Raw genomic sequence first — 24,564 nt, 5'->3', positions numbered from 1 at the left:
GGACTGCGTTACCATTGCGGCCCTCTGTCACGCCGCTGTATTTCAGTGACCTCCGGTACAGTACAAATTTTCAGGATGAATTATGGATACCCAGCAAACCCGTCAGGGCATCGGCTTTGCGCTTGGCGCTTACTTTATTTGGGGCATTGCGCCCGCCTACTTCAAATTAGTGAAGGCCGTACCGGCGACTGAAATCATGACCCACAGGGTGATCTGGTCAGCACTGTTCATGTTGTTACTGATTACCCTGAGTCGCAGTTGGGGACAGGTCAGAAGCGTGCTGCGCCAGCCAAAAAAAGTGCTGCTACTGGCCCTTACGGCGGTAACGGTAGGGGGAAACTGGTTGCTGTTTATCTGGGCGGTGAACAATCAGCATATGCTTGAAGCCAGCCTGGGCTATTTTATCAACCCGTTGATTAACGTTGTGTTTGGCATGATTTTCCTGCGTGAACGTTTCCGTCGCCTGCAGTGGCTGGCGGTCGCCCTGGCGGCTGGCGGCGTGCTTCTGCAACTGTGGAAATTTGGCTCAGTGCCGGTGATTGCCTTAGGGCTGGCGTTCAGCTTCGCGTTTTATGGCCTGATGAGGAAGAAAATTCAGGTCGATGCCCAGAGCGGCATGCTGATAGAGACGCTGTGGCTGTTTCCGCTGGCCGCGCTCTATCTGTTTGGCTTTGCTGACAGCAGCACCAGCCACCTTAGCGCGAACCCCATGAGCCTGAACCTGTTACTGATCGCCGCAGGCATTGTTACCACGATTCCGCTGATGTTCTTCGCCGCGGCTTGTACCCGACTGCGCCTGTCAACGGTGGGCTTCTTTCAGTATCTGGGCCCTACGCTGATGTTCTTGCTGGCGGTGCTGTTTTATGGTGAAACCGTTACGCCAGATAAAATGGTAACCTTTGGTTTTATCTGGCTGGCTCTGCTGGTCTTTATTCTGGATGCCGTGGCGTTTTCAGCGCGGAGCCGAATGCGCAAAGCGTGAAAGAAAGCGCGCCATTGCCGGCCCGGTCAGTAAGATGGTGAATAATCGCAGGGTCTGCATCGCCATCACAAAAGCCATATCTACCCGGCTTCCGGCAGCGATAATCGCCACCGTGTCCAGCCCGCCTGGGCTGGTGGCGAGATACGCCGTCATCAGGTCAATATGCAACACGCGGGTTAACATCCATGCCAGCCCACCGCACAGCAGCATCAGGCCAAAAATGGACAGCAGCATCTGCGGCAGCGTGCTTAACGCCAGTCTGAAGATCGGCCGGGTGAAACGTAACCCCACGCTCCAGCCAATCATGGCGTACGCCAGGGCAAGCAGCCATTCTGGCATCTGAAGCACCGCCGTACCGGTTGAATGCAGGGTTGCACCGATCAGCGCAGGTATCAGTAACGCGCCAGATGGGATACGCAGCCATGGGCCAAGCCATGCGCTGCAAACCACCAGGCACATTGTCACCAGGAAACCGCTGTTAAGCGTCGGAAACCACACCAGCGAGCCGGCATGACCGCCGTCGCCCAGCCCGATCCGCGCCACCATGGCCGCCGCGCCCGCCACAAACAGCACCCGCAGATACTGCATGAACGCAACCAGCCGGACGTCCGCGCCAAATTCGCCCGCCATCGCGACCATCGCAGAGGCACCACCAGGGGAAGATCCCCATGCGCCCGTCGGGCCCGGAAGCTGGCTGAAACGCACCAGCAGAAAACCCGACAGCCCGCTGGCGGCCAGCGTCAGCAGCAGGACCGCTAACACGACTGGCCAGTCCTGCAGCAGCGGCGTCAGGATAGAAGGTGACAGGCTTTGCGCAATCATGCAGCCCAGCACCGCCTGCGACAGCAGAAATAACCGCTTGTTAATACGCAGTGTGGCACCGGACAGGCCCATGACCACGCCAACGATCATGGGTCCCAGCAACAGGGCGGCCGGCACGTGAAAATACTGGAAGATTGCGCCAAGTAATACAGATGACACTAACAGCAGCAGCCATTGCCAGCGCAACGAAAGAGCGTCCATAGAATGATTAATCAATTATGAAAATTGAGCGGCTAGAGTAGCAGAATTAAGGCGGCAGGCCAGCAAAATGGGCCGTATTAACAGCCCGTGCTGATGATTAAAGCCAGTTTTTACGCTTGAAATAGAGATAAGGTGCCAGGCCTGCAAGCATCATCAGGCAAATGGCGCCAGGATAGCCAAAGCTCCACTTCAGTTCAGGCATAAACTCAAAGTTCATGCCGTAGCTGGATGCCACCAGCGTCGGTGGCAGGAAAACCACGGATACCACCGAGAAGATCTTGATGATGCGGTTCTGCTCTATGTTGATAAAGCCCATCGCCGCCTGCATCAGGAAGTTGACCTTTTGAAACAGCGACTCATTGTGGGGCAGCAGGGATTCGATATCGCGCAGGATCTCGCGCGCCTGCTCCAGCTGATTACCCGGCAAACGGGCTTTTCGGACCAGAAAATTAAGCGCACGCTGCGTATCCATCAGACACAAGCGCACCTTCCAGCCGATATCTTCCAGCTCGGCTAAACGCGAGAGTGCCTGGTCGTATTCCTCACCCTGCTGGCCTTCCATGATGACGCGGCTGAGCTTTTCCAGTGCGCTGTAAATGTTCTCAATTTCATCTGCCAGTTGTTCGATTTTCGTCTCGAACAGATCAAGCAGCAGCTCATAGGCATTGCCATCGATCAATGTCTGGTTACGGGCACGCATTCGATAAAGACGAAAAGCGGGAAGCTCGCGCTCGCGCAGCGTATATAAACGCCCTTCGCGGATGGTAAACGCAACGGTGGAGTTACCGGCGTGATCTTCGGCATCTTCAAAAAAGAAGAAGGAGTGAATGTGCAGGCCGTCTTCATCTTCGAAGAAACGCGCCGAGGCTTCGATATCTTCCAGTTCAGGGCGCGTTGCCAGGCTCTGGCCCAGTTCAGATTGCACGCGGTCGCGCTCGCCTTCTTCAGGCTCGACCAGGTCAACCCACACTGACGTGGTCAGTTTATCGCTTTCATCTTCCAGTTCCAGACGCGTCAGGCGACTGTTATCAAGTTTAAATGCGCTCAGCATAGCAAGACTCCCCATTGCAGACTTTATGGGACAACGCTGTCGGCCGGTCTGAATGCAGACCCGCGAACCTGAACACGGATAAAGGATAAATCAGTGCTGACTCGTGCGACGGATTAAAAAGGGAGGTCGCTGATAACCGCTAAGGCTACCAGCGTAATGAGATAGCCTTAGATGTTATTCCTGAAAACCAGGTTAATGAGCCAGCATCGACTGGGCGTGTCCAAGGCATTGTCCTCTCATGATAATAGTGCGCGCATGTTACGCTGAGACGAAAAAGTCGTCAACCAGCGCCTAGACGGTTTCCAGTTTAGCGTAGGCGGCCACCAGCCACTTGATCCCCTGGCCCTGAAACGCCACCTGCAAGCGGCTGTGTTCTCCGCTGCCTTCGAGATTCACAATAGTGCCTTCACCAAATTTGGCGTGGCGAACGCGTTGCCCCAGGGCGAATCCCGTGTCGTTTTTGCTGATCGGCGTGCCCATGCGCTGATGACTGACCGGTCGCGTCACACTGGCGCGTAAACGGACTTCTTCAATACAGGCTTCAGGCAGTTCGCCAATAAAACGTGAAGGTCGATGGTAGACTTCTTTACCGTAAAGACGGCGGGTTTCCGCATAGGTCAGGGTCAGCTTCATCATGGCACGCGTGACGCCGACGTAAGCCAGGCGACGCTCTTCTTCCAGTCGCCCGCCTTCATCCAGCGCCATCTGGCTCGGGAACATGCCCTCTTCCATCCCGACAATAAACACCTGGCTAAACTCCAGGCCTTTCGCGGAGTGCAACGTCATCAGCTGCACCGCATCCTGCCATTTGTCCGCCTGGCCTTCCCCGGCTTCGAGAGCCGCATGAGAAAGGAATGCCTGCAGCGGCATCAAATCTTCGTCTTCATCCTGGTAGCTGAACTGGCGCGTTGCCGTCACCAGTTCTTCCAGGTTTTCGATACGGGCCTGGCCCTTTTCACCCTTTTCCTGCTCGTACATGATCCACAGGCCAGAATCCTTGATGACTCTGTCGGTCTGCACGTGCAGCGGCATATCCACGGTTTCGCTTGCCAGCGAATCCACTAACTCACAGAAGCGTTGCAGCGCAGAGGCCGCACGACCGGCCAGGGCGCGCGACTGAAGCAGCTCGCGCGTTGCCTGCCATAAGGTTATCTGCTTTTCCCGAGCCGTCTGACGCACCACATCCAGCGTACGGTCGCCCACACCGCGCGTTGGCGTATTCACCACGCGCTCAAAGGCGGCGTCATCGTTGCGGTTGGCCATCAGTCGCAGATAAGCCAGCGCGTCCTTGATTTCCTGACGTTCGAAAAAGCGCATACCGCCATAGATACGGTACGGCATGCTGGCCTGTAGCAGGGCTTCTTCCAGCACACGCGATTGGGCATTGCTGCGATACAGGATGGCGCAATCCGCCAGCGCATTGCCGTTTTCCATCCAGGCCTTGATACGGTTGACCACAAAGCGGGATTCATCCAGCTCGTTAAAGGCGCAGTAAACCGAAATGGGCTCACCATCGCTGCCGTCAGTCCACAGTTCTTTCCCCAGTCGGCCGTTGTTATTGGCGATCAGGGCATTCGCTGACTTCAAAATGTTGTTGGTCGAGCGGTAGTTTTGCTCCAGGCGAATGGTATCCGCGCCGGGAAAATCCTTTAAAAAGCGCTGAATGTTTTCGACCTGCGCACCGCGCCAGCCGTAAATTGACTGATCGTCGTCACCCACGATAATCACTTTGCCGCTGTCGCCCGCCAGCATGCGAATCCAGGCGTACTGAATATTGTTGGTATCCTGAAACTCATCCACCAGAATGTTACTGAAGCGCTCACGGTAATGATTCAGGATATGGGGTTTGTTTAACCACAGCTCGTGAGCACGCAGCAACAGTTCAGCAAAGTCGACCAGCCCGGCGCGATCGCAGGCTTCCTGGTAGGCCTGGTATATGCGCAGCCAGGTTTGTTCGACCGGATTGCCGTAGCTTTCAATATGCTTGGGCCGCAAACCTTCATCTTTCTTGCCGTTGATGTACCACATGCCCTGGCGCGCCGGCCACTGCTTCTCATCCAGGTTCATCGCCTTAATCAGGCGCTTGAGCAGGCGCAGCTGGTCTTCACTGTCGAGGATCTGGAAATCCTGCGGCAGACCTGCGTCAAGATGATGCGCGCGCAGCAGGCGGTGTGCCAGACCGTGGAACGTGCCTATCCACATTCCCCCCTGGCTGGTACCAATGAGCTGCTCAATACGGTGGCGCATCTCTGCGGCCGCCTTGTTGGTAAAGGTCACGGCCATAATGGAGTACGGCGAGCAGTTTTCTACCGACAGCAGCCAGGCGATGCGGTGCACCAGAACGCGTGTTTTTCCGCTGCCCGCGCCCGCCAGCACCAGCAGGTTACTGCGCGGCGCCGCAACGGCCTCGCGCTGTTTGTCATTCAAACCGTCGAGCAGTTCAGAAACGTCCATAAGCACCAATAAGTCAGAAAATGCGAAGCATAAGACTGGATAAATTTACAGCCATTATAACAGCGAGGTGAGTGATGCCAACTGGGAAATTTCAACGTGTGGCAGCAGACGGGCATCCTCGATCTGCATGAGATTACCCTCACGAAGGTTAATCCAGCAGGCCTGCATGCCAAAACGAATCGCGCCTGCCACATCGGTGGTGAGATCGTCGCCAACGTGCAGAATGTGTTCCGGGGCGATATTAAGACGTTGCGCGGCCAACTGGTACATATCCAGCCACGGCTTAGCGCGCCCGTCTGGCCCCGCCCGGAGTGAAAACTGGAAGTAGTGTGCCAGCCCGAGTTTTTCAGGCTGCGCGTTGCCATTGGTGATCGCCACCAGCGGCACTTTCTTCGCCAGGGCGTTCAGCGTGTCATGGGTTTCAGCGGGCATATCGACCTGGCTGCGCCACTGATGGAACACATCCATAACTTGCGTCGCGCCCGCCGCGGCTTCGGATGGCGTTAAACCGGCCTGGCACATGACATGTTCAACTGAACGCCGACGCCACTCAGAGACATCATGGTAGATCTCAGGTTCGCTTGCACGTAACTGACTGCGCGAGGCGGCTACGTCTTCCGGCGTTATGGCTCGCAGCGCCGGGTGGAAAGCCTGCAGCGCAGCATGAGAGGCTTCCGTGGTTTTACGGATCACCGGATAGTTGTCGTAGAGCGTGTCGTCTAGATCGAAAGTGATCGCTTTGATGTCACGCAGAGGGCGATAAAACTTCATTCACTCTTTCCTCGTTTGGCGCGGGGATGCGCAGCATCGTACACCGATGCCAGATGCTGGAAATCAAGATGGGTGTAAATTTGGGTGGTCGACAGATTCGCATGGCCCAGTAATTCCTGCACCGCGCGCAGATCGCCACTCGACTCCAACAAATGGGTGGCAAAAGAGTGGCGCAGCTTATGGGGATGTATATGACTGGAAATACCCTGCTTAATTCCCCACTCGGCAAAGCGTTTCTGGACGTTGCGCGCAGAGATACGAGAGCCACGGCTGGAGAGAAACAGCGCATCATCCCCAGGGTTAAACGCGGTGCGTAGCGGCAACCACTGCTGGATCCAGCTGACGGCGGTGCGACCGATCGGCACGCGCCGCTCCTTGCTGCCTTTACCTAAAACCCAAACCTCTCCCGCCTCAAGATCGACATGGCGGCAGTCCATATTGACCAGCTCGGAAAGACGTAACCCTCCGCCGTACATCACTTCCAGCATCGTACGATCGCGGATCGCCAGCGGATCGGTGAGATCAATCTCCAGCAACTGGTTAACGTCATCAACATCGATATTTTTCGGTAGATGACGACCGTTGCGCGGCGTGGCGATCCCTTTCGCCGGATTAGCCGCCAGCATGTCGCGGCTCACCTGCCAGTCAAGGAAACTGCGTAATGCGGAAAGACGTAATGCCAGACTACTTGCAGCCAGACCTGCACGACGGCTGCGGGCCGCCATGCTCCGCACCATGGCGGGATCGAGCTGTGACCACGCGCTGATTTTCATCTCATCGGCAATTGTCACCAGTGCGGCAAGCTGACGCGCGTAGCTGCTCAGGGTAAGCGGGCTGAGCTGGCGTTCAACCTTCAGGTGGCGCAGAAAGCCGTCAACGGTCTCCTGCAACACGCTGCTCATGCGCGCTCCACCCAGCGTTCCAGCAGCGCAGGTATCATCTGCGAAAGGTGCTGAAGCAGTAAGGTGCCCATGCCCGACTGATAGTGCAGGCTGTCACGGCTACTGAAGATAATGATGCCAAGCTCGCCCTCATCACCCATCAGGGACATGGCGACTGAACCAATGGCCTTTGCCTGAGGCAGCAGCAGCAGCAGCTCCGGGCCATTGATATTCCCCAGATAGTGCTGCTCATTACCGAAGCGCTGAATGCGTAACGGTTCGAAAGCCTGACGGGCCAGGCCAAGCTGCACAAAGTCAGACGGCGCACCCAGTCGCCACTTGTCGTTAAACAAGCGGATATTGGCTCCCGCCAGTCCGAGATCGCGCGCCCAGCGATGCAGGCGATTAAGCATATCCTGGAGTGAGCTGGCGGCGGCCAGGTGACTTTGCAGTGAAAGCAGACGTGAGAATAACTGTTGATTTGCGGTCGCCTGCTCCATCAGCAGCGTAATTTCTTCTTCCAGACGCTGGATGTGATTGCGCTGGCGCGCCATGTGCCATTCCACCAGCGATACGCTGCCGCGAACCGGGTGCGGTACCGCCATCTGTTCCACCTGACGGGCGTTGCGCATAAAGAAATCAGGATTCTGACGCAGATAATCACTGACGGCCTGATCGTCCAGCAGGACAGTATTTTCCACCTGCTCTTCGATATTTTTCATAAGTGAATAAACCCATCGTAGACATGTGTGGCCGGACCGGTCATGTAGAGCGGCTGTCCGACGCCTTTCCAGGCGATATGTAACGTGCCGCCTGGTAAATCAACGCGTACTTTCTGACTTAAAATACCCTGCTGGATACCGCAGGCAACCGCCGCACAGGCACCGCTACCGCACGCCTGGGTTTCCCCTGCACCGCGTTCATAAACACGCAGCCGGATGTGTTCAGGGCTGATAATTTCCATAAAGCCCACATTGACGCGCTCCGGAAAACGCTCATGGCTTTCCAGGACCGGTCCCAGAAGCTCAACCTGGGCCGTTTTCGTGCTTTCCACCTGGATTACGCAGTGAGGGTTGCCCATGGAGACGGCACCAAACATCACCGTTTGTTCCGCCACGCGTAACAGGTAAAGGTTTTCGGCTTTATTGGCGCGGAAAGGCACCTGCTGGGGTTCGAAATTTGGCTCGCCCATATTCACACGTACCAGATCGTCTGGTGTCACGCTCAGAACCATGCGACCAGCCTGGGTGCTCACGCGAATATCGCTTTTATTCGTCAGCCCTTTTAACTGAACAAAACGGGCGAAGCAGCGGGCGCCATTCCCACACTGCGCGACTTCACTCCCGTCTGCATTAAAAATGCGGTAGTGAAAGTCGAGATCGGGATCGTAAGGCGGCTCAACGACCAGCAGCTGATCGAAGCCAATCCCGAGATGGCGATCGGACAGCCGGCGGATCAATTCCGGCGAAAAAAAGACATTTTGCGTTACGGCATCCACAACCATGAAATCATTGCCGAGACCGTGCATTTTGGAGAACTGCATTTTTTGCTCCGCCGGATGCGCCATAAGTGTTATTTCATTTGTGAGCTTGAGCTTGAACCACCCGTCACCAGACCACCTACATCCGCTTTAGACGCGTCGGCTTTCTGTTTTTGCGTGGGTGCTGACGTTGGCGCAGCTTGTTTTGGCGTGTCCTGCGGCGGGAAGTAGAGCGGTCCTTTTAATCCACAGCCTGCAAGGCTTGTTAATGCCATTGTCATTGCTAACAGGCTTATCGCTTTCTTCATTCTTTATGCTCTTCATGTCCTGTGACCTGGATGCTTATCATCGCAGTTGAAGTTGGAAAAGCAACAGGAAATGCCAGCTAATCACGTGAGCGCTGTGGCAAGCCCTGAAGATAGCATCATTGCGGGCTTACCGAACTCAATGTACCTGATAGCGTGGCTGATAATCGTTATTGTCGTTATCAGGCTGCGAGGCACAGAGATCGGTGAGGACCTGATTTCTGAATGGAATGACCTGATAACGTTCACCTGTGTTCACGATTTGATAGAACTGCGGCAGGTTAAAATTGATAAAACTTGAGCCATAGGTAAAACGGTCGTGCGACGAGGAGTAAAAACGGCTGACGTCCCGCACCAGCTCTTCCTTGCTGCCTTCACAATGGTGATAGACCTCGACGCGGTTACTTTCATCCAGAATATAAATGTTGAAACCGCGATCGTCGGTAGTATCTTCAAAAAAGAACTGAATGATCCCTTCGCTGGCATAGCCGTTAACCACAGGCGGCAGTGGCGTCTGATTAGACTCGACTTTAATCGACAGGCCGTGAAGCTTGTTGTTGGAAATGGCGCCATAAAACTCAACGGCGTTTTCCAGCTTCTGAACCGATACGCCCATGCGTTCAAAGAACAACCCCCAGGTCTGGCCCGCCATACGCAGTGCTTTGAACCGCCCTGGCTCCTGACGCGTACTGGAAAGGCGCAGTTCGATGCACTCTGACACCAGCTGCTGTACGCGGGTACGAATCAATCCACGTAAATGCTGGCTGTAGCAGAACACCTCAACGGTATCAGGCGGGGAAGCGTCCTGATGCATTTTACCCAGGATGGTTTTCAGGCCTTCGATCATCGCCTGTTCGCCACTGAAGTGCAGCGTACGCACCTCATTCCACGAGTTACGGTACAGCAGGTCGATACTGCCGATTAAACACTGCTGCTGCTGACCAAAGCTGAACACATCGAGTTTGCGGAAATCGAAATGCACCACCTGGTTACGAAACGCCGAGGTGGGATCGTGCTCAAGGTTAACAATGATGGCCAGATGGCGGATTTCACACGGGCTGTAGAGCGCCTTGGGCGTGGGCGCAGGCAGACGCAGCGGGAAATGGCTGGAGACATCGTCGACCAGTTCCTGCAGGCGCGCCAGATCGCATAGCTCATTGCCCTTAATGTGCAGCCGCGTTTTGCTGGTCAGCAGTCCGTTGAACCAGGCCCAGGCGACCAGCTTGTTAAGATAGCGGTTATATTCCAGCGGCTGATGGCTGATGATTGAGCTCATGTCCGGCGACTGGTTATACAGATACCAGCCTGGCCGGTTGGCACGGCCCGGCGGCACGTGAATGAAGGTCAGATTGGATTCGGACAGATCGGGAGAAATCTGCGGATTAACCAGCGTCACCTTGCCCGGCAAGGCCTCAAAGGCGGCGTACAATTTACGGGTCAGCACGCCGATATCCTGCGGGCTGGCGCTGACGCTTAAATTGTTGCGACGAGCAAAGCGGATAAGGTTGCGATAGCTTTGCATCATCGCATCCAGCAACTCATTGTGCGCTTCGCGCACGCGCTCGATTTTCCATTCGGCACGGTTGTCCAGAATAGCAATCTTTTCGTCGTCCCAGCCCCAGGCTTTAACCAGCTGCGACAGGATCTCACGGCGCCAGCCGCTACGCTGCGGGTGATCGTCACTGCTGAGTTTTTCGCAAACTTTTAAATAGAAGCAGCGGCGAACCAAATCAAGGCGGGGCTGATCGTCAATACTGGTGAGATAGCGTGTAACGCGTTCCAGCATCATACAGTAAGGATCAAGGCCAAAGCAGACGATTTCTCCGTCGTGCAGACGCTGCTTGATATCCATCGCGAGCAGTTTGGTATCCGGGTATTCCCAGCTATAAGCTTCCAGCAGCAGCGTTTTCAACACCGCTTTATAGGGCGAATCGATACTTTTATACAGCTGCCACAGGCTGGCACCGAAATACTCTTCTGCTGATAACGTGCTGAGGCCGCCCAAATCCAGCCACTCGTTTGGCGTGAGCACGCCTTTCGCATACAGCGACATCACGTAGTCATCATAGTGATGCTCTTCTTCGCCTGGCACCATATTCCACAGAATACGTTTACCGGCCATTCTTACCGCCGTGCGGTAGAACTCATCCAGCAGCAAAATATGTTGGGTAGAACCGCAGTCTTCACCACCAAGATTGCCGCTTTCGTTGTGGCGGAAGCGGTTTTCATCAATGAGGAAAAAGCTGACTTCGATGGCCTGCGAGGCACACCATTTTTGCAGCAGCGCACATTTACGCTGCAGATTCAGGCGCTCTTCATTATCCAGCCAGGATTGATGGCAAACCCAGATATCCAAATCGGACACGCTGTTTTGCCCAACGGAAGAGGTGCTGCCCATTGAGTAGATGCCAGTGATAGGCAGTTCACCTTTAGGGGCTTCGACCAGGGAGAGTTCCTGTTTGCCCGTTAACTCTGCAAGCAGCTGCAGTTGGTTTTCATCAGGCGTGAAGACGTTGATGCCGTGGGGAACGCTACCTTCGAGGTAACCCGGCATCAGCGGATGTTGATAATGTAGTAAGATCGGAAGCAGACTGTAGACTCGCTGAAAAGCGGGCCCCATGGCAGCGAGTGCGCGATCAACGCGCAGCTGGTTAATTGCATCCAGTCTCTGTTTTAGTGTCTCAATATAGAGGTACAAGACGTTTCGCCTGGTTGTCCTGGAGTTTAAGCACCCTGTTTCCAGTCTCTGCCGCTTAATAAGAGAGATGTCGTGCAGATAATTGCTGGAAACGTGATCAATCTATCACTCGCTGGATTGACCGTAAAGAAAGTTACGCTACCTGCATTTTAGCACGGTTTCGTCTACTTTTCGCTCACTCTGCGCCTGGCCTGAGATTACTGTCTGATATATCAGGTTTAATCCGCAGGCGGTTCTTTTCAATCCGTTGAAACTGACAGCATTCCCTCAACGATGATAGGATATTCGATGAACGATCTAAATGGTTAACGGCATGTTAAACAAAATTTTCAGAATTGCTACACGACAAAGCCCACTTGCCCTGTGGCAAGCACAATATGTACAGCAACGATTGATCAGTGCCCATCCTGGCCTGCGCGTGGAGCTGGTACCTATGGTGACAAAGGGCGATATCATTCTTGATACACCGCTCGCGAAAGTGGGGGGGAAAGGGCTGTTCGTTAAAGAGCTCGAGCAGGCAATGTTAGAAAACCGTGCCGATCTGGCCGTACATTCGATGAAAGATGTGCCCGTGGCATTTCCGGAAGGCCTGGGCCTGGTCACCATTTGCCAGCGGGACGATCCGCGCGATGCGTTTGTCTCCAATCACTACGCGTCAATTGATGAACTTCCACAGGGCGCTGTCATTGGAACGTCAAGCCTGCGGCGTCAGTGCCAGATTAGCGCGCGACGTCCCGATCTGGTGATTCGCTCGCTGCGCGGGAACGTGGGCACACGATTAAGTAAGCTTGATGCTGGCGAATATGACGCCATTATTCTTGCCGCCGCCGGGTTGAATCGACTTGGCCTGGCCGATCGTATTCGCCAACCGCTACCTGCGGATATTTCCTTACCCGCCGTGGGTCAGGGCGCAGTTGGCATCGAATGTCGGTTAGACGACAGCACGTTAATTGCGCTGTTACAGGCATTGAATCACGATGATACGGCGGTCTGTGTGAGAGCGGAACGCGCCATGAATACCCGACTTGAAGGTGGCTGCCAGGTTCCGATTGGCAGCTTTGCCGTACTTGAAGGCGACGAACTCTGGCTTCGCGGTCTGGTGGGTGCACCCGATGGGAGCGTCATGGTGAGCGGTGAACGCCGTGGGCCTCGCGATCAGGCAGAGCAAATGGGCATTTCGCTGGCAGACGAGTTGCTCAACGGTGGCGCACGTGAAATTCTGCGCGACGTTTATCAGGGGCAACCTCCCGTATGACGATTCTGGTGACGCGCCCGGAACCCGCAGCGGCGGAGCTGGTCTCGCGCCTGCACGCCCAGGGTAAACAGGCGTGGAGCCTGCCGCTGATAGAATTCGCGCCGGGTAACGATCTCCTGCAGTTACCGGCCACCCTTGCCACGTTGAAACGCGGCGATCTCGTTTTCCTCCTTTCGCAGCAGGTTATTCACTTTGCACAGCACGCCATCAAAGCATGGCCCGCTGACGTAGACTATTATGCAATTGGTCGCAGTACCGCTTTGGCTTTTCATACGATCAGCGGCCTGCAGGTGACCTACCCTCACGCGCATGAAACCAGCGAAGAGTTGATAAAACTGGCGACATTGCAGCAAATAGCGGGTAAGCATGCGCTTATCCTTCGAGGGAATCAGGGCCGCGAGCTGCTGTCAGAAACGCTGGTGGCACGTGGCGCGCAGGTCACCTATGCAGAGTGCTATCAACGTTGCCAAAAACACTATGACGGCGCCATCGAAGGCCGTCGCTGGCGCGATCGTAATATTCACACGCTGGTCGTGACCAGCGGTGAGATGCTGCATCAGCTGTATTCGCTGTTCCCCGAGGTCGATCGTGAGGAATGGCTGCTCCGCTGTCGACTACTCGTCGTCAGCGAACGTTTGGCTTCCCTGGCCGCCGATCTTGGTTGGCAGACTATTCAGGTAGCCGATGGTGCCGATAACGATGCGCTGTTGCGCGCGTTATGTTGAACTTAACAATGGGATGTGCCAGATATGACGGAACAAAAAGACACCTCCGCCGTGGTTGACGAAACCACACCAGCGGTTGATCGCCCCTCTTCTACCCAGGAAAAATCACCGCGCAATCGCAATAATGGTGGCATGGTGCTGGGAGCAGTCGCGATTGTCATCGCACTGGCGATTGGCGCAGGGTTATACCTGAACGATAAACACCAGGCCGAACTGCAGGCACAAACCAACCAGGAACTGAGTGATCAGCTGTCCACGCTGCAGAAACAGGCAAACAGCGACAAACAGCAGCTGGCCCAACAGTTGAGCGCGACAGAAAAAGCATTAGAGACCGCTCAGTCACAGCAGGCGGCATCGGCCAAAGAGCTGGAAACGCTGCGTGAAAAAATGGCTTCAATTTCAGGTAATGACGTGCGCAGTTGGTTAGTGGCCCAGGCTGACTACCTGGTGAAGCTGGCCGGACGTAAATTGTGGAGCGATCAGGACGTGACCACCGCTGCAGCGCTGCTGAAAAGTGCAGATGCCAGCCTGGCAGACATGAACGATCCCAGCGTCATGAACGTGCGTCGTGCGTTAACTCAGGATATCAGTACGCTCTCCGCCATCTCCCAGGTGGATTATGACGGCATCATTTTGAAACTTAATCAGTTATCAAACGGTGTGGATAATCTGCGGCTGGCAGATAACGACAGCGATGATGCGCCTATGGACAGCGACAGCGGTGAACTTTCCAGTTCCATTCGTGAATGGCGTCAGAATCTGGTGAAGAGCTGGCATAACTTTATGGATGACTTTATTACCATCCGCCGTCGCGATAATACCGCACAGCCGCTGCTGGCACCGAATCAGGATGTTTATCTGCGTGAGAACATCCGCTCGCGCCTGCTCATCGCTGCTCAGGCCGTACCACGTCACCAGGAAGAGATTTACAAGCAGTCGCTTGAAACCGTCTCAACATGGGTACGCGCGTGGTATGACACCAATGATGCCTCAACCAAAGCGTTTCTGGCCCAGCTGGATGAATTAAGCCAGCAGAACATCAATATGGATCTGCCCGACAGCCTGGAGAGCCAGCCGCTGCTTGAAAAGCTGATGCAAACCCGCGTTCGTAATCTGATGGCACAGCCTTCTGCCGCCGCTAATCAGCAGGGAGGCTAATCATGCTTAAGGTATTTATCCTCTTTGTTCTGCTGATTGCCGGCATTGTACTGGGGCCGATGATTGCGGGTCATCAGGGCTACGTGCTGATTCAGACCGACAACTGGAACGTTGAAACCAGCGTGACGGGCCTGTCCATCATCCTGATTATTAGCCTGCTTGTGATCCTGGCTGTGGAATGGATACTGCGCCGTTTATTTCGCACCGGCGCGCGTACCCGCGGCTGGTTCACTGGCCGTAAGCGTCGTCGTGCCCAGCGCCATACGCAAAATGCCCTGATGAAACTGGCGGAAGGGGATTTCAGACAGGTAGAAAAACTGCTGTCTAAAGACGCAGAGCATGCTGATGTGCCTGTCGCTAACTACCTGCTAGCTGCAGAAGCCGCACAACAGCGTGGAGATGAAATGCGGGCCAACCAGCACCTAGAACGGGCGGCTGAGCTGGCTGGCAATGATGTGATTCCGGTCGAAATTACCCGTACCCGCATTCAATTGGCGCGTCATGAAGATCATGCAGCGCGCCACAGCATCGATCGCCTGCTCGAAGTCGCGCCTCGTCATCCGGAAGTACTTCGTCTGGCTGAGCAGGCATATGTCCGCACCAGCGCCTGGAGCGCACTGCTGGATATTCTTCCCGCCATGGAAAAATCCGAGGTCGGGACAGAAGAGCAACGCACCCTGCTGCAGCAACAGGCCTGGCTGGGCCTGATGAACCAGGCGATGGCCGATCAGGGCAGCGAGGGACTGAAGCGCTGGTGGGGCAATCTGAGCCGTAAAACTCGCCATGAGACATCATTGCAGGTAGCGATGATTGACCATTTGATTGAGTGTGACGACCACGATACCGCGCAGGACATCTTGCTGGATGGGCTTAAACGTCATTACGATGATCGTCTGGTGCTGCTGATGCCACGTATTAAGAGCGGCAACCCAGAGGCACTGGAAAAAGCCTTACGTCAGCAAATCAAACAGCATGGCGCGACGCCCCTGTTGCACAGTACCCTGGGGCAGTTGTTAATGCGCCACGGTGAATGGCAGCAGGCAGCGGAAGCACTTCAGCAGGCACTGGCTCAGCGCCCTGACGCCTTTGACTACGCGTGGCTGGCGGACGTTTACGATCGCCTTCGCCGTCCGGAAGAGGCGGCAAAAATGCGTCGTGAAGGCCTGTTGCTGACGCTGAAAAATAACCCTGATGCCTGATAGCACAGCATCGCGTTAAGTAAAAAACCGGGCTCGCCCGGTTTTTTTGTGTCTGCGCTTTCAGGCAAAAAAAAACACCTGCTAAAAGCAGGTGTAAGATCAGGTCGGTTAGACAACCGAGAGGTACCCGACTCAACGTGGTGTCTGATAACCCTGTAAGACTTTCGCGATACAGGCAGGCAGACAACAGGTACCCAAAATTGGCTCTGCGTCATTCCCAGGTTTATGTAGCCGAAGCAAACATAAGAGGTGGAATGAGCATCTACGCGTTAATTATTGCATAATCCATGCCAGTTGTTATTATTATTTTAATTATTTTTATAAATCAGTCACTTATATCTTAATGCTTTTTTTGGGGTTCTTTCTCTTTGCGATGAGCGTCGTGTTATTACGACAAACCAGACAATGGATGTCGCATACAGGCGACAAACAAGGTAAAGACTTGTCAATCCGTGTTAAAACAGTAATTTAAGCGTCTCATTTTTGCGACAGCCATTACTATGACTCCGCTCTGACTCACTTCCGGGAGAAATGACGTGCCCGTCTGAGCGGATTTTCGCCCCTGAAAGACGACACTGCCTGCGCAACGTTGTCTCACTGACGCTCGGCGCAAACCGCCTTCGGCGGTGCTCATCCACTTTTATTCAGGCGAAAAAAAACTGTCTTTGCAGACAGGTTTCTTAAATATGGTCGGCGAGAGAGGATTACGCGCCCCTGCGGGACGCGCCCTTCGGGCCGTTGCGTTCGCAACGTTGTCTCGCTGCGCTCGGCGCAACCCTCCTTCGGAGGTTCTCATCCACTTTTATTCAGGCGAAAAAAAACTGTCTTTGCAGACAGGTTTCTTAAATATGGTCGGCGAGAGAGGATTCGAACCTCCGACCCACTGGTCCCAAACCAGTTGCGCTACCAAGCTGCGCTACTCGCCGATTTTTTTATTTTGTTTTGCCTGGTGCGAAGAGAGGGACTTGAACCCTCACGTCCGTTAAGACACTAACACCTGAAGCTAGCGCGTCTACCAATTCCGCCACCTTCGCGTATCCCAGCAAAATCTGGGGTGGCTAATGGGACTCGAACCCACGACAACTGGAATCACAATCCAGGGCTCTACCAACTGAGCTATAGCCACCACTGTACTGAATGTTGCAAGTCAAACCCACAGCATTTAAATCTTTGTTACTAACGCGGTACTCAAACCACCGAAGCTCTTACGCACAAACTAAATGGCGCGCCCGACAGGATTCGAACCTGAGACCTCTGCCTCCGGAGGGCAGCGCTCTATCCAGCTGAGCTACGGGCGCGTAGCGCCGTTGCGGATGTGCATACTAGAGATAAGCGCCCACGCTGTCTAGTGCTTTTTAAAGAAAATAGCGCGTTTGATTACGCTTTGTGCATTTCGTCGACAATTAACGCATTTATGCCGTTACTCGTGCGAAAAACCTGGCGTTAATCAGCGATCTTACAGATCGCCACGCCAGTGATAACGCAAATATTTCACCAGCTTCAACTGCCTGCGTAGGCGACTGGGCTGTTTGATTAAGCGATAAAACCATTCCAGTCCAAGCTTCTGCCAGATTACAGGCGCGCGCTTTACATGACCGGTAAACACGTCATAGGTACCGCCTACGCCCATATACAACGCCTCAGGCCAGTGCTTCTGACACTCGGCCATTAAAAGTTCCTGACGCGGAGAGCCCATCGCTACCGTTACCAGCCTGGCTCCGCTGGCCGCAACCCTGGCAAACAGTGCATCGCGTTCCGCCGGGACAAAATAGCCATCCTGTGCACCCACAATATTCACGTTCCACTGACGACGCAGTTTATCGCAGGTTTCGTCCAACACTGCCTGCCGACCGCCGATCAAAAACACCGGCGTTCCGTTGCGTCCGGCACGTTCCATTAAGGCTTCCCAGAGATCGGCCCCTGCAATCCGCTGTACTGAGGCCTGCGGATATTTCTTGCGAACAGAGCGTACAATGCTGATGCCATCCGGATATTTGAATTCAGCCTGCTGAATTTGAGCACGCAGCGCTGCATCCTGCTCGGCATTCAGCACTTTTTCCGCATTGATGGCCACCAGCGTGCCGCTCCGGACAGCGGAATGCGGCATCAGGAAATCCACAAATGAAGCCATGCTGTCAAAGCCGTACAGCGTGATGCCGCGAATCACATAGCGTGGCGTTTCGGAAACTGTACTCATCTCTTTTTAATTCTTCCCTTAGATCCCAGAGGTTAATCAGGATGGGCTATGAAGCGCCCGCTCACGTCGGCTGCGAATCAGGCCGACATGATCCAGTAACCAGAAAAGCAATTTCGCCATCCCCAGACAGGCGGCAAAAATAATACAGAAAAACACAACACGTGAGCCAAACGCATCCAGCCCCTCGCGCGCCAGCACAATCATGTTGAATACGGCACCGAAACAAAAGCTTTGCAGAATCGCCCCGGTATAACGATTCGATTCATTGCGTCCGCGCTTATAGAGCGTGTCGAAAGATTTGATGATCAGCCCAACGGCCACAGCGCCTGGCGGAATGGCCCAGACGCCGCCCATCACCAGTAGCGAACCGATTAAGGTAGGCGAAATCGCCAGTCCGGAATGGTTGTTCAGTACATCCCAGGTAAAGTAATTAGCGCTGTTCAGTACTGACAGAGGACGATCGGGCCACAGCCAGGTTGGGATAAACACATAGAAATCGCGCCACATGGGCGCTAAGCCCTGAAAGTCTATCTTATGGTAATTCTCCAGCAGCAAAGCCAGGTTTTCCCATGGCGAAAACGTATCGCGCGTCAGGTACAGAAAGGTGTAAAAAGCCTCGTCGCCCATGACAGCCAGATTGTAGCGACGCAGCGCCAGCCAGAACATTCCCCCAATCGCCATCACGCCCGCAGCGGCCAGCATCCACAATGTGATCCAGCCACGTGTAATACCGATAAACAGAAATAACGCAAAAGCGATAATGATATTGGCACGCGTGCCACCCACCAGCGCGTAGGTCAGTAAGCCAAAGCTGACCGTGATGATGAGAAACAGCAGCCAGTTACGGCGCGTGGGATGCAAGAAATAGGGAATCAGCATCGCCGGGATGAAGAAATAAAAGAACCGCTTCAGTGCAACGCCAGACACTTCACTGGAAAAGATCTGGTTATAGGCCGTCAGTCGGAATAACAAAAATCCGTTATGGATAAAGAACACCGTTACGGTTGCAACCGCCACCAGCGCCAGTAGCCCACCGGTCAGATGCGTTTCGACCCGGTTCATTTGTAGCCAGGGCCGGGCAGGCGCTGCGGATGCCGGCCTGAGGCGCACCTTGTAACTGACAAAGTAAATAGCATAAAACGCCGTGGCCGACAGCATCGCCTGCAGCAGAAAATCCGCCGAAACCACCTGCGTATCAAACCGAAAGACCAGAATACTGGTTAGCGGAAAACCGAAGTAGAAGGTCAGTAAAAACAATAAGGTAAAAAAAAGGTGGAAGTTAAATCGTTCCTGTTTAAGTTCGCGCATGTTTAGGGTCACAATGGTCACCAGTGACAGCACATACACGATCAGCAGACCACTAAATGCCATAAGACTCATGAGGGCTCTCCTTCGCAAAGGCGCAACGCTGTTCGCCAGCCTTCCAGATAGCCAGGGGCCAGGAAAGCAATGCGCTGTTTATCGCATCCCACAAGTTGCCGACGCGCCTCTGCGACGATATCAGGCGTCAGCGCATCGTCGTTGAACAAGACAGGGAGCTGCTGCGCGGTAACATCCCGCCAGAACGGATTTTTACGCGTCAGGACGAAAGGCACATTAGCCTGAATCAGCAAACATAGCGTTCCCACGCCCTGCTGCCGTTCGAACATAAAATAGCCCAAATGGCAGCGTGCCAACAGCGCCAGATAGTCGTCAAAAGCAAGATTATCCCGCAGTAACCTTACCTGCCCCTGCGGAAAGAGTCTGTCGGCGGCGTTCTGAATCTGTCCGATATACTCATCATTGTCAGGCGGATAACCCAGCGGCACGTCAATGCGCACATCTTCACCAAACTGAGCCTTGATCGCTGCAAGCCCCTCAATATGGCGGTTACTGGCGTCACCAGAATTACCCAGCAGCACGGTAAACGTCTTGTCTGGATGAGGCGTAATGGCGACTGCAGGTAACTTTGTGGGGAAATACAGTAAAGACTGCGGTACAGACTTGTGGCGTTGCTGGTAGTGATACAGATCGCCCTGGGTGGCGAACAGGTGTGCAACGCGCCCCTGCGCAGCACGGCGCAGGAAATAAAACAGCCGAAACTTCAGGCTGCGTGAATCTTCATACAAATCCGCTCCCCAGACGTGCCAGAACAGTTGAGAACGGCGTAACCTGCCGCTCAGCAACGCCAACCAAAGCCAGGGGTTAAACTGCCCGTGGCAAAAGAAGCGTTGGTCGCGATTTTTCGCCCGCTGCAACAGCGCCTCAGCCAGCGCTTTCTTACTGCTAAAGGTTTCAATGTGCAAAGCGCCAAAACCGGTGAGGTTTTCAGGCTGCGATGTCACCACCATAAAGTGACGCGGTGCAGTAACAGGCTGGTCGATGCTCATCACGTCGTTAAAAAAACGCAACACCGTCAGATTGTGATGGGGAATATTGGATCCCAAAACGTGAATTAAAGTCATTTTTTTCGGCAGTAAAGAATAAATGCGCCACAGCAGAGCGCGAAATAGGTAACGTAGGTGAACATATAGGCTTGCGCTGCCCCACTGGCCCCCTGTAACGGGATAAGCCAGCGCGAGAACAGCGTCAGCAAAATAAACTGACTGATTTCGGTCAGCACATAAAAGCGTAATGAGGCTTTCGCGATGACCAGATAGCCGAAAACGTAGGCACCGACTTTGAAAACATCGCCACAGAGTTGCCAGACAAACAAATCCCGCATGTCGTGAAATGCCGCGGAGAACAACAGGCTGATGGCGATATCACGCATCATCCACACGCTCAGGCTGGCCGCCGCGACCGCCGGTAACACAAAGCGTAACGCCCGGCCGATCTCACGCGCAATATCCTTTTTGTTATCTAACCGGGCCAGTGTCGGCAGTAGCCAGACGCTAAAGGTCGCGGTGATAAACTGCAGATAAGCATCAGATATACTGGTTACGCCCTGCCATAATCCTACCTGCGCCCAGCCGTTACTGGCCGCCAGTTGATTTCGCATCATCACCCAGGCAACCGGCAGGGTGACGGCGGTGATCAGCGCCATAATCGTGTATTTTGCCAGATGACGCGCCATTTCCGGCTGCCAGGTGGGCCGCAGCCAGCTCAAGGGGAGCGGGACACGACGTTTCAGTATCACCAGCGCTGGAAAAACGAGTAACGCGGGTACCAAAGCCAGCCCGGTCAATGCGCCCGCATAGCCCCCCAGCCACCAACACAGCACGTAACCGAGCACGCCCGTTATGCTACCGCAAATCAGGGCCAGCGCATTACCGCGCGCATCACGGTAGCCTTTTATGAACGCCAAAAGCAGGTTTGCCCACGCGATACCAAACTGAAGAAAGGCAACGATACGTATCACGTTTTGATAGCGATCGTGACCAAACAGCGCAGTGCTGATGGGAGCCGCAGCCAATAAAAAGACCAGCGCCAGTAGCGCTGAGAAGCCCGTCACCATTGCCGAGGCGGTGCCGATTAGCGCACGGAGTTGCCGGGGCTGCTGTTGATATTGTGCAACATACGTGGTGACGCCGTTAAAGATACCCGCTCCGGCCAGCACGCCCAGCACGGTGATGAGCTGGCGAAAGTTACCGGCCTGGCCCACGCCTTCCGGACCAAAGCTGATGGCCAGTAACTTGACGACCAGCAGCCCAACCGCAATTTTTACTATCGTCGATGAGGCGGTCCACAACGATGCTTTGGCTAATGACATCAGGAAAAAAAGCTCAGTAGCGAGCCGATCACGGTGCTCTGATTGTTATCCGACAGATTATAAAACAGCGGTAAACGTAATAAGCGCTCACTCTCTGCTGTAGTAAAACGGTCCTCACCGGCAAAACGTGAAAAACGCTGGCCCGCGGGCGAACTGTGCAAAGGGATATAATGGAAAACGGCCAGGATTTCGGCCTCTTTAAGCCAGTTGATCAGGGCCTGACGATGCTTCTCATCACGCAGCTTTATATAAAACATATGGGCGTTGTGCTGACAATCAGCCGGGATGGAAGGCAATGTAATCTTGCCGTTTTCCGCCAGCGGCTTCAGGGCATCGTAGTAACGTTGCCACAAGCGCAAGCGCTGTTGATTAATTCGATCAGAGGACTCCAGCTGCGCCCAGAGATAAGCCGCCTGCAGGTCAGCCATCAGATAGCTGGACCCCATATCGCGCCAGGTATATTTATCTACCTGTCCCCGGAAAAACTGACTGCGATTGGTGCCCTTTTCGCGAATAATTTCTGCGCGTTCTACCAGGCTGGCATCGTTAATTAACGTCGCGCCGCCTTCTCCACCTGCGGTGTAATTCTTGGTTTCGTGGAAGCTGAAACAGCCGATATGACCAATGGTGCCTAATGCCCGGCCTTTGTACGCTGACATCACGCCCTGCGCAGCATCCTCAATAACAAACAGCTTATACTGTGCCGCCAGCGCCATAATCGTATCCATCTCACAGGCAACGCCCGCATAGTGGACCGGCACGATAGCGCGGGTTTTATCGGTTATCGCCGCTTCAATCAGCGTTTCATCCATGTTCATGGTGTCGGGGCGCACATCCACGAACACAATTTTCGCGCCACGTAATACAAAGGCGTTGGCGGTTGAAACAAAGGTGTAGCTCGGCATGATCACTTCATCACCCGGCTGGATATCGATCAGCAGCGCGGCCATCTCCAGCGAGGCGGTACAGGAAGGCGTCAGTAACACTTTCGCACTACCGAAGCGTTGCTCCATCCACTGCTGACAGCGGCGAGTATAACCGCCGTCGCCACACAGCTTGCCGCTGCTCATGGCAGACTGCATATACTCGATTTCGCTTCCCACAACCGGGGGCGCATTAAAGGGAATCATGACCTCTCCTGTAAAACCAGTACGCCGTGCTTTCAAGACGCGCGCCACTGCGTAGATAAAGACGCATCGCCGTAAGATTACTGATTTGCGTGGCAACCCGCAGACGTTCGAGCTGACGCGCACGGCCCCAGTCCGCTGCAGCCAGCATCAGGCGCTGACCGATACTTTGTCCCTGCGCCTCAGGCACCACCGCCAGCAGGCCAATACGCGCATCGCCTTCGACCTCACGTAAAGAGACAAAGCCCTGAAGCGCGCCGCGTTCATCACTGGCGACAAGGCACTGATGATCGAAGGTGCCGCGGACCGCATTTTCGATCCACTGCGCATAGAAGCGGGCACTGTCATCAGGCGCAAACCACGGCGTGCGAAAACGACTTTGACGGAAGGCCAGAGATGCGGCTTCGCGTAATGCTGGGATTTGTGCTTCCCGCGCAATACGAATGCCAGTCTGGCGTTCGGTGCGTTTGATCGTCAACGACAAATCCACTTCACCTTCCACCAGGTGAAACTGATGCTGATTTAACGCATCGATGATGTCGGTTTGTTCCGCTGACACTTTGATTTGAAACAGCGCGCAGGCGTGCCGAAGCGCGTTTTCGAGCGACAGATCCCCCCCGGTTTCCAGCCTCACGGCGTCAAAGCCGAAGAACTGGCTCTCCCAGGTGAGTGGATTAATACTGACGAGGACGGACATGCAGAAGATCCAACAAATATTGACCGTAACCTGTCTTAACTAACGCTTCGCCCGCAACACGTAATTGCTCATCACTTAACCAGCCATTTCGCCAGGCGATCTCTTCAAGGCATGCAATTTTAAACCCTTGTCTTTTCTCGACCGTTTGCACAAACATACTGGCCTCAACCAAACTGTCATGTGTTCCCGTATCTAGCCATGCAAATCCCCTACCGAGAAGTTCGACGGCTAGCGCTCCCCGTTCCAGATACATCTGGTTGATGGCGGTGATTTCGAGTTCACCCCGTGAGGAAGGTTTAACCTGTTTGGCAAACTCCACCACCTGACTGTCATAAAAATACAGGCCAGTTACCGCCCATCGTGACTTAGGCTGCGAGGGTTTTTCTTCGATCGAAATCGCATTGAAGTTTTCATCAAACTCCACTACGCCAAAACGCTCAGGATCCATGACCTGGTAACCGAATACAGTGGCACCTTTATTATGCATAACCACTTTTTTCAATTTAGGACTAAAACCCTGACCGAAATAAAGATTATCGCCCAGCACCAGGCAACATGACTCTCCGGCAATAAACGATTCGGCAATGATAAAGGCCTGAGCAAGTCCATCAGGACTGGGCTGCACGGCATAATTCAGGCGCAAGCCAAATTCGCTGCCATCTCCTAGCAAACGTTCAAAATGGGGCTTGTCTTCAGGTGTCGTGATCAACAAAATGTCGCGGATACCCGCCAGCATCAGTACCGACAAGGGATAATAAATCATCGGTTTATCGTAGACGGGTAAGAGTTGCTTCGATACGGCACGTGTTATCGGGTGTAATCGTGTCCCTGAGCCGCCAGCGAGAATGATGCCTTTCATCTCTGCTCCTT

At 54.2% G+C, this 24,564-nt stretch carries 22 protein-coding genes, 4 tRNA genes and 1 other RNA gene; 5 read left to right on the top strand and 22 right to left on the bottom strand.

What is annotated here, in order from left to right:
- The first annotated feature begins 82 nt into the window (after nucleotides 1-82).
- Entirely contained in the window at nucleotides 83-982 is a 900-nt protein-coding gene (gene rarD, locus EL29_RS18870; protein ID WP_014595016.1) for an EamA family transporter RarD, read from the top strand.
- Here the strand turns inward: rarD and EL29_RS18865 are convergent.
- From EL29_RS18865 to EL29_RS18825, 10 genes are all read right to left on the bottom strand, one after another.
- Nucleotides 953-2,005, bottom strand: coding sequence for an AbrB family protein (locus EL29_RS18865; RefSeq protein ID WP_014595015.1), 1,053 nt, complete (start codon nucleotides 2,003-2,005; stop codon nucleotides 953-955). The genes rarD and EL29_RS18865 overlap by 30 nt on opposite strands.
- A gap of 97 nt (nucleotides 2,006-2,102) precedes the next feature.
- Nucleotides 2,103-3,056, bottom strand: a complete 954-nt coding sequence (gene corA / locus EL29_RS18860; RefSeq protein ID WP_014606985.1) for a magnesium/cobalt transporter CorA — start codon at nucleotides 3,054-3,056, stop codon at nucleotides 2,103-2,105.
- Between the two features lie 167 nt (nucleotides 3,057-3,223).
- Complete coding sequence (ysgD, locus tag EL29_RS23465) at nucleotides 3,224-3,280, bottom strand: YsgD/CorL family protein (RefSeq protein ID WP_349887138.1); 57 nt, start codon at nucleotides 3,278-3,280, stop codon at nucleotides 3,224-3,226.
- Nucleotides 3,281-3,347: 67 nt separating this feature from the next.
- A complete protein-coding gene (gene uvrD / locus EL29_RS18855; RefSeq protein WP_019106246.1) occupies nucleotides 3,348-5,510 on the bottom strand; it encodes a DNA helicase II in 2,163 nt (720 codons plus the stop codon).
- 54 nt (nucleotides 5,511-5,564) lie between these two features.
- Nucleotides 5,565-6,281, bottom strand: coding sequence for a 5-amino-6-(5-phospho-D-ribitylamino)uracil phosphatase YigB (gene yigB, locus EL29_RS18850; protein ID WP_014595013.1), 717 nt, complete (start codon nucleotides 6,279-6,281; stop codon nucleotides 5,565-5,567).
- Nucleotides 6,278-7,183 carry a tyrosine recombinase XerC gene (gene xerC, locus EL29_RS18845; protein ID WP_014595012.1) on the bottom strand — a complete coding sequence of 302 codons (906 nt, stop codon included), beginning with the start codon at nucleotides 7,181-7,183 and terminating at the stop codon, nucleotides 6,278-6,280. The genes yigB and xerC overlap by 4 nt, the downstream gene beginning before the upstream one ends.
- Complete coding sequence (locus EL29_RS18840; protein ID WP_013024071.1) at nucleotides 7,180-7,884, bottom strand: DUF484 domain-containing protein; 705 nt, start codon at nucleotides 7,882-7,884, stop codon at nucleotides 7,180-7,182. The genes xerC and EL29_RS18840 overlap by 4 nt, the downstream gene beginning before the upstream one ends.
- Nucleotides 7,881-8,705 carry a diaminopimelate epimerase gene (gene dapF / locus EL29_RS18835; RefSeq protein ID WP_015701292.1) on the bottom strand — a complete coding sequence of 275 codons (825 nt, stop codon included), beginning with the start codon at nucleotides 8,703-8,705 and terminating at the stop codon, nucleotides 7,881-7,883. The genes EL29_RS18840 and dapF overlap by 4 nt, the downstream gene beginning before the upstream one ends.
- A gap of 29 nt (nucleotides 8,706-8,734) precedes the next feature.
- On the bottom strand, nucleotides 8,735-8,950 hold the full coding sequence (lptM, locus tag EL29_RS18830; RefSeq protein WP_013024069.1) for an LPS translocon maturation chaperone LptM: 216 nt from the start codon (nucleotides 8,948-8,950) through the stop codon (nucleotides 8,735-8,737).
- A 136-nt stretch (nucleotides 8,951-9,086) separates the two neighbouring features.
- A complete protein-coding gene (locus EL29_RS18825; protein WP_019106245.1) occupies nucleotides 9,087-11,645 on the bottom strand; it encodes a class I adenylate cyclase in 2,559 nt (852 codons plus the stop codon).
- Between the two features lie 313 nt (nucleotides 11,646-11,958).
- Here EL29_RS18825 and hemC point away from each other — a divergent pair, with 313 nt between their 5' ends.
- From hemC to hemY, 4 genes are read left to right on the top strand one after another with little or no spacing between them, the layout of a single operon-like run.
- A complete protein-coding gene (gene hemC, locus EL29_RS18820) occupies nucleotides 11,959-12,900 on the top strand; it encodes a hydroxymethylbilane synthase (protein ID WP_024471032.1) in 942 nt (313 codons plus the stop codon).
- The gene (hemD, locus tag EL29_RS18815; protein ID WP_028716130.1) at nucleotides 12,897-13,625 is read left to right on the top strand and encodes a uroporphyrinogen-III synthase; all 729 of its coding nucleotides are present in this window, start codon (nucleotides 12,897-12,899) and stop codon (nucleotides 13,623-13,625) included. Before hemC ends, hemD begins: the two co-directional genes overlap by 4 nt.
- 24 nt (nucleotides 13,626-13,649) lie before the next feature.
- Nucleotides 13,650-14,783: a uroporphyrinogen-III C-methyltransferase gene (gene hemX, locus EL29_RS18810; protein WP_014595008.1), complete on the top strand. Its 1,134-nt coding sequence runs from the start codon at nucleotides 13,650-13,652 to the stop codon at nucleotides 14,781-14,783.
- 2 nt (nucleotides 14,784-14,785) lie between these two features.
- Nucleotides 14,786-15,982, top strand: coding sequence for a protoheme IX biogenesis protein HemY (gene hemY, locus EL29_RS18805; RefSeq protein WP_014606992.1), 1,197 nt, complete (start codon nucleotides 14,786-14,788; stop codon nucleotides 15,980-15,982).
- Between the two features lie 687 nt (nucleotides 15,983-16,669).
- Here the strand turns inward: hemY and EL29_RS18800 are convergent.
- The 12 genes from EL29_RS18800 to rfbA all read right to left on the bottom strand — a co-directional run bounded on the left by EL29_RS18800 (nucleotide 16,670) and on the right by rfbA (nucleotide 24,553).
- Nucleotides 16,670-16,799, bottom strand: a non-coding RNA gene (locus EL29_RS18800) — RtT sRNA.
- Between the two features lie 32 nt (nucleotides 16,800-16,831).
- Nucleotides 16,832-16,908 (bottom strand) — tRNA-Pro (locus EL29_RS18795).
- 21 nt (nucleotides 16,909-16,929) lie between these two features.
- Nucleotides 16,930-17,016 (bottom strand) — tRNA-Leu (locus EL29_RS18790).
- 16 nt (nucleotides 17,017-17,032) lie between these two features.
- Nucleotides 17,033-17,108, bottom strand: a tRNA-His gene (locus tag EL29_RS18785).
- Between the two features lie 95 nt (nucleotides 17,109-17,203).
- Nucleotides 17,204-17,280 (bottom strand) — tRNA-Arg (locus EL29_RS18780).
- Between the two features lie 158 nt (nucleotides 17,281-17,438).
- Nucleotides 17,439-18,179 (bottom strand): lipopolysaccharide N-acetylmannosaminouronosyltransferase, encoded by a 741-nt coding sequence (gene wecG / locus EL29_RS18775; RefSeq protein ID WP_013024063.1) that lies wholly within the window; start codon nucleotides 18,177-18,179, stop codon nucleotides 17,439-17,441.
- 36 nt (nucleotides 18,180-18,215) lie between these two features.
- A complete protein-coding gene (gene wzyE / locus EL29_RS18770; protein WP_014595006.1) occupies nucleotides 18,216-19,559 on the bottom strand; it encodes an ECA oligosaccharide polymerase in 1,344 nt (447 codons plus the stop codon).
- Entirely contained in the window at nucleotides 19,556-20,623 is a 1,068-nt protein-coding gene (locus EL29_RS18765) for a TDP-N-acetylfucosamine:lipid II N-acetylfucosaminyltransferase (RefSeq protein WP_014595005.1), read from the bottom strand. The genes wzyE and EL29_RS18765 overlap by 4 nt, the downstream gene beginning before the upstream one ends.
- On the bottom strand, nucleotides 20,620-21,870 hold the full coding sequence (gene wzxE, locus EL29_RS18760) for a lipid III flippase WzxE (protein WP_013024060.1): 1,251 nt from the start codon (nucleotides 21,868-21,870) through the stop codon (nucleotides 20,620-20,622). Before wzxE ends, EL29_RS18765 begins: the two co-directional genes overlap by 4 nt.
- A complete protein-coding gene (gene rffA / locus EL29_RS18755; protein WP_014595004.1) occupies nucleotides 21,870-23,000 on the bottom strand; it encodes a dTDP-4-amino-4,6-dideoxygalactose transaminase in 1,131 nt (376 codons plus the stop codon). Before rffA ends, wzxE begins: the two co-directional genes overlap by 1 nt.
- Entirely contained in the window at nucleotides 22,987-23,694 is a 708-nt protein-coding gene (gene rffC, locus EL29_RS18750; RefSeq protein WP_014595003.1) for a dTDP-4-amino-4,6-dideoxy-D-galactose acyltransferase, read from the bottom strand. Before rffC ends, rffA begins: the two co-directional genes overlap by 14 nt.
- Nucleotides 23,672-24,553, bottom strand: coding sequence for a glucose-1-phosphate thymidylyltransferase RfbA (gene rfbA, locus EL29_RS18745; RefSeq protein ID WP_013024057.1), 882 nt, complete (start codon nucleotides 24,551-24,553; stop codon nucleotides 23,672-23,674). The genes rffC and rfbA overlap by 23 nt, the downstream gene beginning before the upstream one ends.
- Nucleotides 24,554-24,564: the final 11 nt, after the last annotated feature.

The sequence above is a fragment of the Pantoea ananatis LMG 2665 genome, assembly GCF_000710035.2.
Classification (GTDB): Bacteria; Pseudomonadota; Gammaproteobacteria; order Enterobacterales; family Enterobacteriaceae; genus Pantoea; species Pantoea ananatis.
The sequence above is the reverse complement of the archived record's forward strand: the minus strand, read 5'-3'. Positions and strand labels throughout refer to the sequence as shown.

What these genes read in the sequence shown, in the direction of transcription:
- yigB (WP_014595013.1), bottom strand. Translation starts at nt 6,281, where the DNA reads ATGAAGTTTTATCGCCCTCTGCGTGACATCAAAGCGATCACTTTCGAT.
- lptM (WP_013024069.1), bottom strand. Translation starts at nt 8,950, where the DNA reads ATGAAGAAAGCGATAAGCCTGTTAGCAATGACAATGGCATTAACAAGC.
- dapF (WP_015701292.1), bottom strand. Translation starts at nt 8,705, where the DNA reads ATGCAGTTCTCCAAAATGCACGGTCTCGGCAATGATTTCATGGTTGTG.
- wzyE (WP_014595006.1), bottom strand. Translation starts at nt 19,559, where the DNA reads ATGAGTCTTATGGCATTTAGTGGTCTGCTGATCGTGTATGTGCTGTCA.
- EL29_RS18865 (WP_014595015.1), bottom strand. Translation starts at nt 2,005, where the DNA reads ATGGACGCTCTTTCGTTGCGCTGGCAATGGCTGCTGCTGTTAGTGTCA.
- rfbA (WP_013024057.1), bottom strand. Translation starts at nt 24,553, where the DNA reads ATGAAAGGCATCATTCTCGCTGGCGGCTCAGGGACACGATTACACCCG.
- xerC (WP_014595012.1), bottom strand. Translation starts at nt 7,183, where the DNA reads ATGAGCAGCGTGTTGCAGGAGACCGTTGACGGCTTTCTGCGCCACCTG.
- hemD (WP_028716130.1), top strand. Translation starts at nt 12,897, where the DNA reads ATGACGATTCTGGTGACGCGCCCGGAACCCGCAGCGGCGGAGCTGGTC.
- uvrD (WP_019106246.1), bottom strand. Translation starts at nt 5,510, where the DNA reads ATGGACGTTTCTGAACTGCTCGACGGTTTGAATGACAAACAGCGCGAG.
- rffA (WP_014595004.1), bottom strand. Translation starts at nt 23,000, where the DNA reads ATGATTCCCTTTAATGCGCCCCCGGTTGTGGGAAGCGAAATCGAGTAT.
- hemY (WP_014606992.1), top strand. Translation starts at nt 14,786, where the DNA reads ATGCTTAAGGTATTTATCCTCTTTGTTCTGCTGATTGCCGGCATTGTA.
- wzxE (WP_013024060.1), bottom strand. Translation starts at nt 21,870, where the DNA reads ATGTCATTAGCCAAAGCATCGTTGTGGACCGCCTCATCGACGATAGTA.
- rffC (WP_014595003.1), bottom strand. Translation starts at nt 23,694, where the DNA reads ATGTCCGTCCTCGTCAGTATTAATCCACTCACCTGGGAGAGCCAGTTC.
- rarD (WP_014595016.1), top strand. Translation starts at nt 83, where the DNA reads ATGGATACCCAGCAAACCCGTCAGGGCATCGGCTTTGCGCTTGGCGCT.
- hemX (WP_014595008.1), top strand. Translation starts at nt 13,650, where the DNA reads ATGACGGAACAAAAAGACACCTCCGCCGTGGTTGACGAAACCACACCA.
- EL29_RS18840 (WP_013024071.1), bottom strand. Translation starts at nt 7,884, where the DNA reads ATGAAAAATATCGAAGAGCAGGTGGAAAATACTGTCCTGCTGGACGAT.
- wecG (WP_013024063.1), bottom strand. Translation starts at nt 18,179, where the DNA reads ATGAGTACAGTTTCCGAAACGCCACGCTATGTGATTCGCGGCATCACG.
- corA (WP_014606985.1), bottom strand. Translation starts at nt 3,056, where the DNA reads ATGCTGAGCGCATTTAAACTTGATAACAGTCGCCTGACGCGTCTGGAA.
- EL29_RS18765 (WP_014595005.1), bottom strand. Translation starts at nt 20,623, where the DNA reads ATGACTTTAATTCACGTTTTGGGATCCAATATTCCCCATCACAATCTG.
- hemC (WP_024471032.1), top strand. Translation starts at nt 11,959, where the DNA reads ATGTTAAACAAAATTTTCAGAATTGCTACACGACAAAGCCCACTTGCC.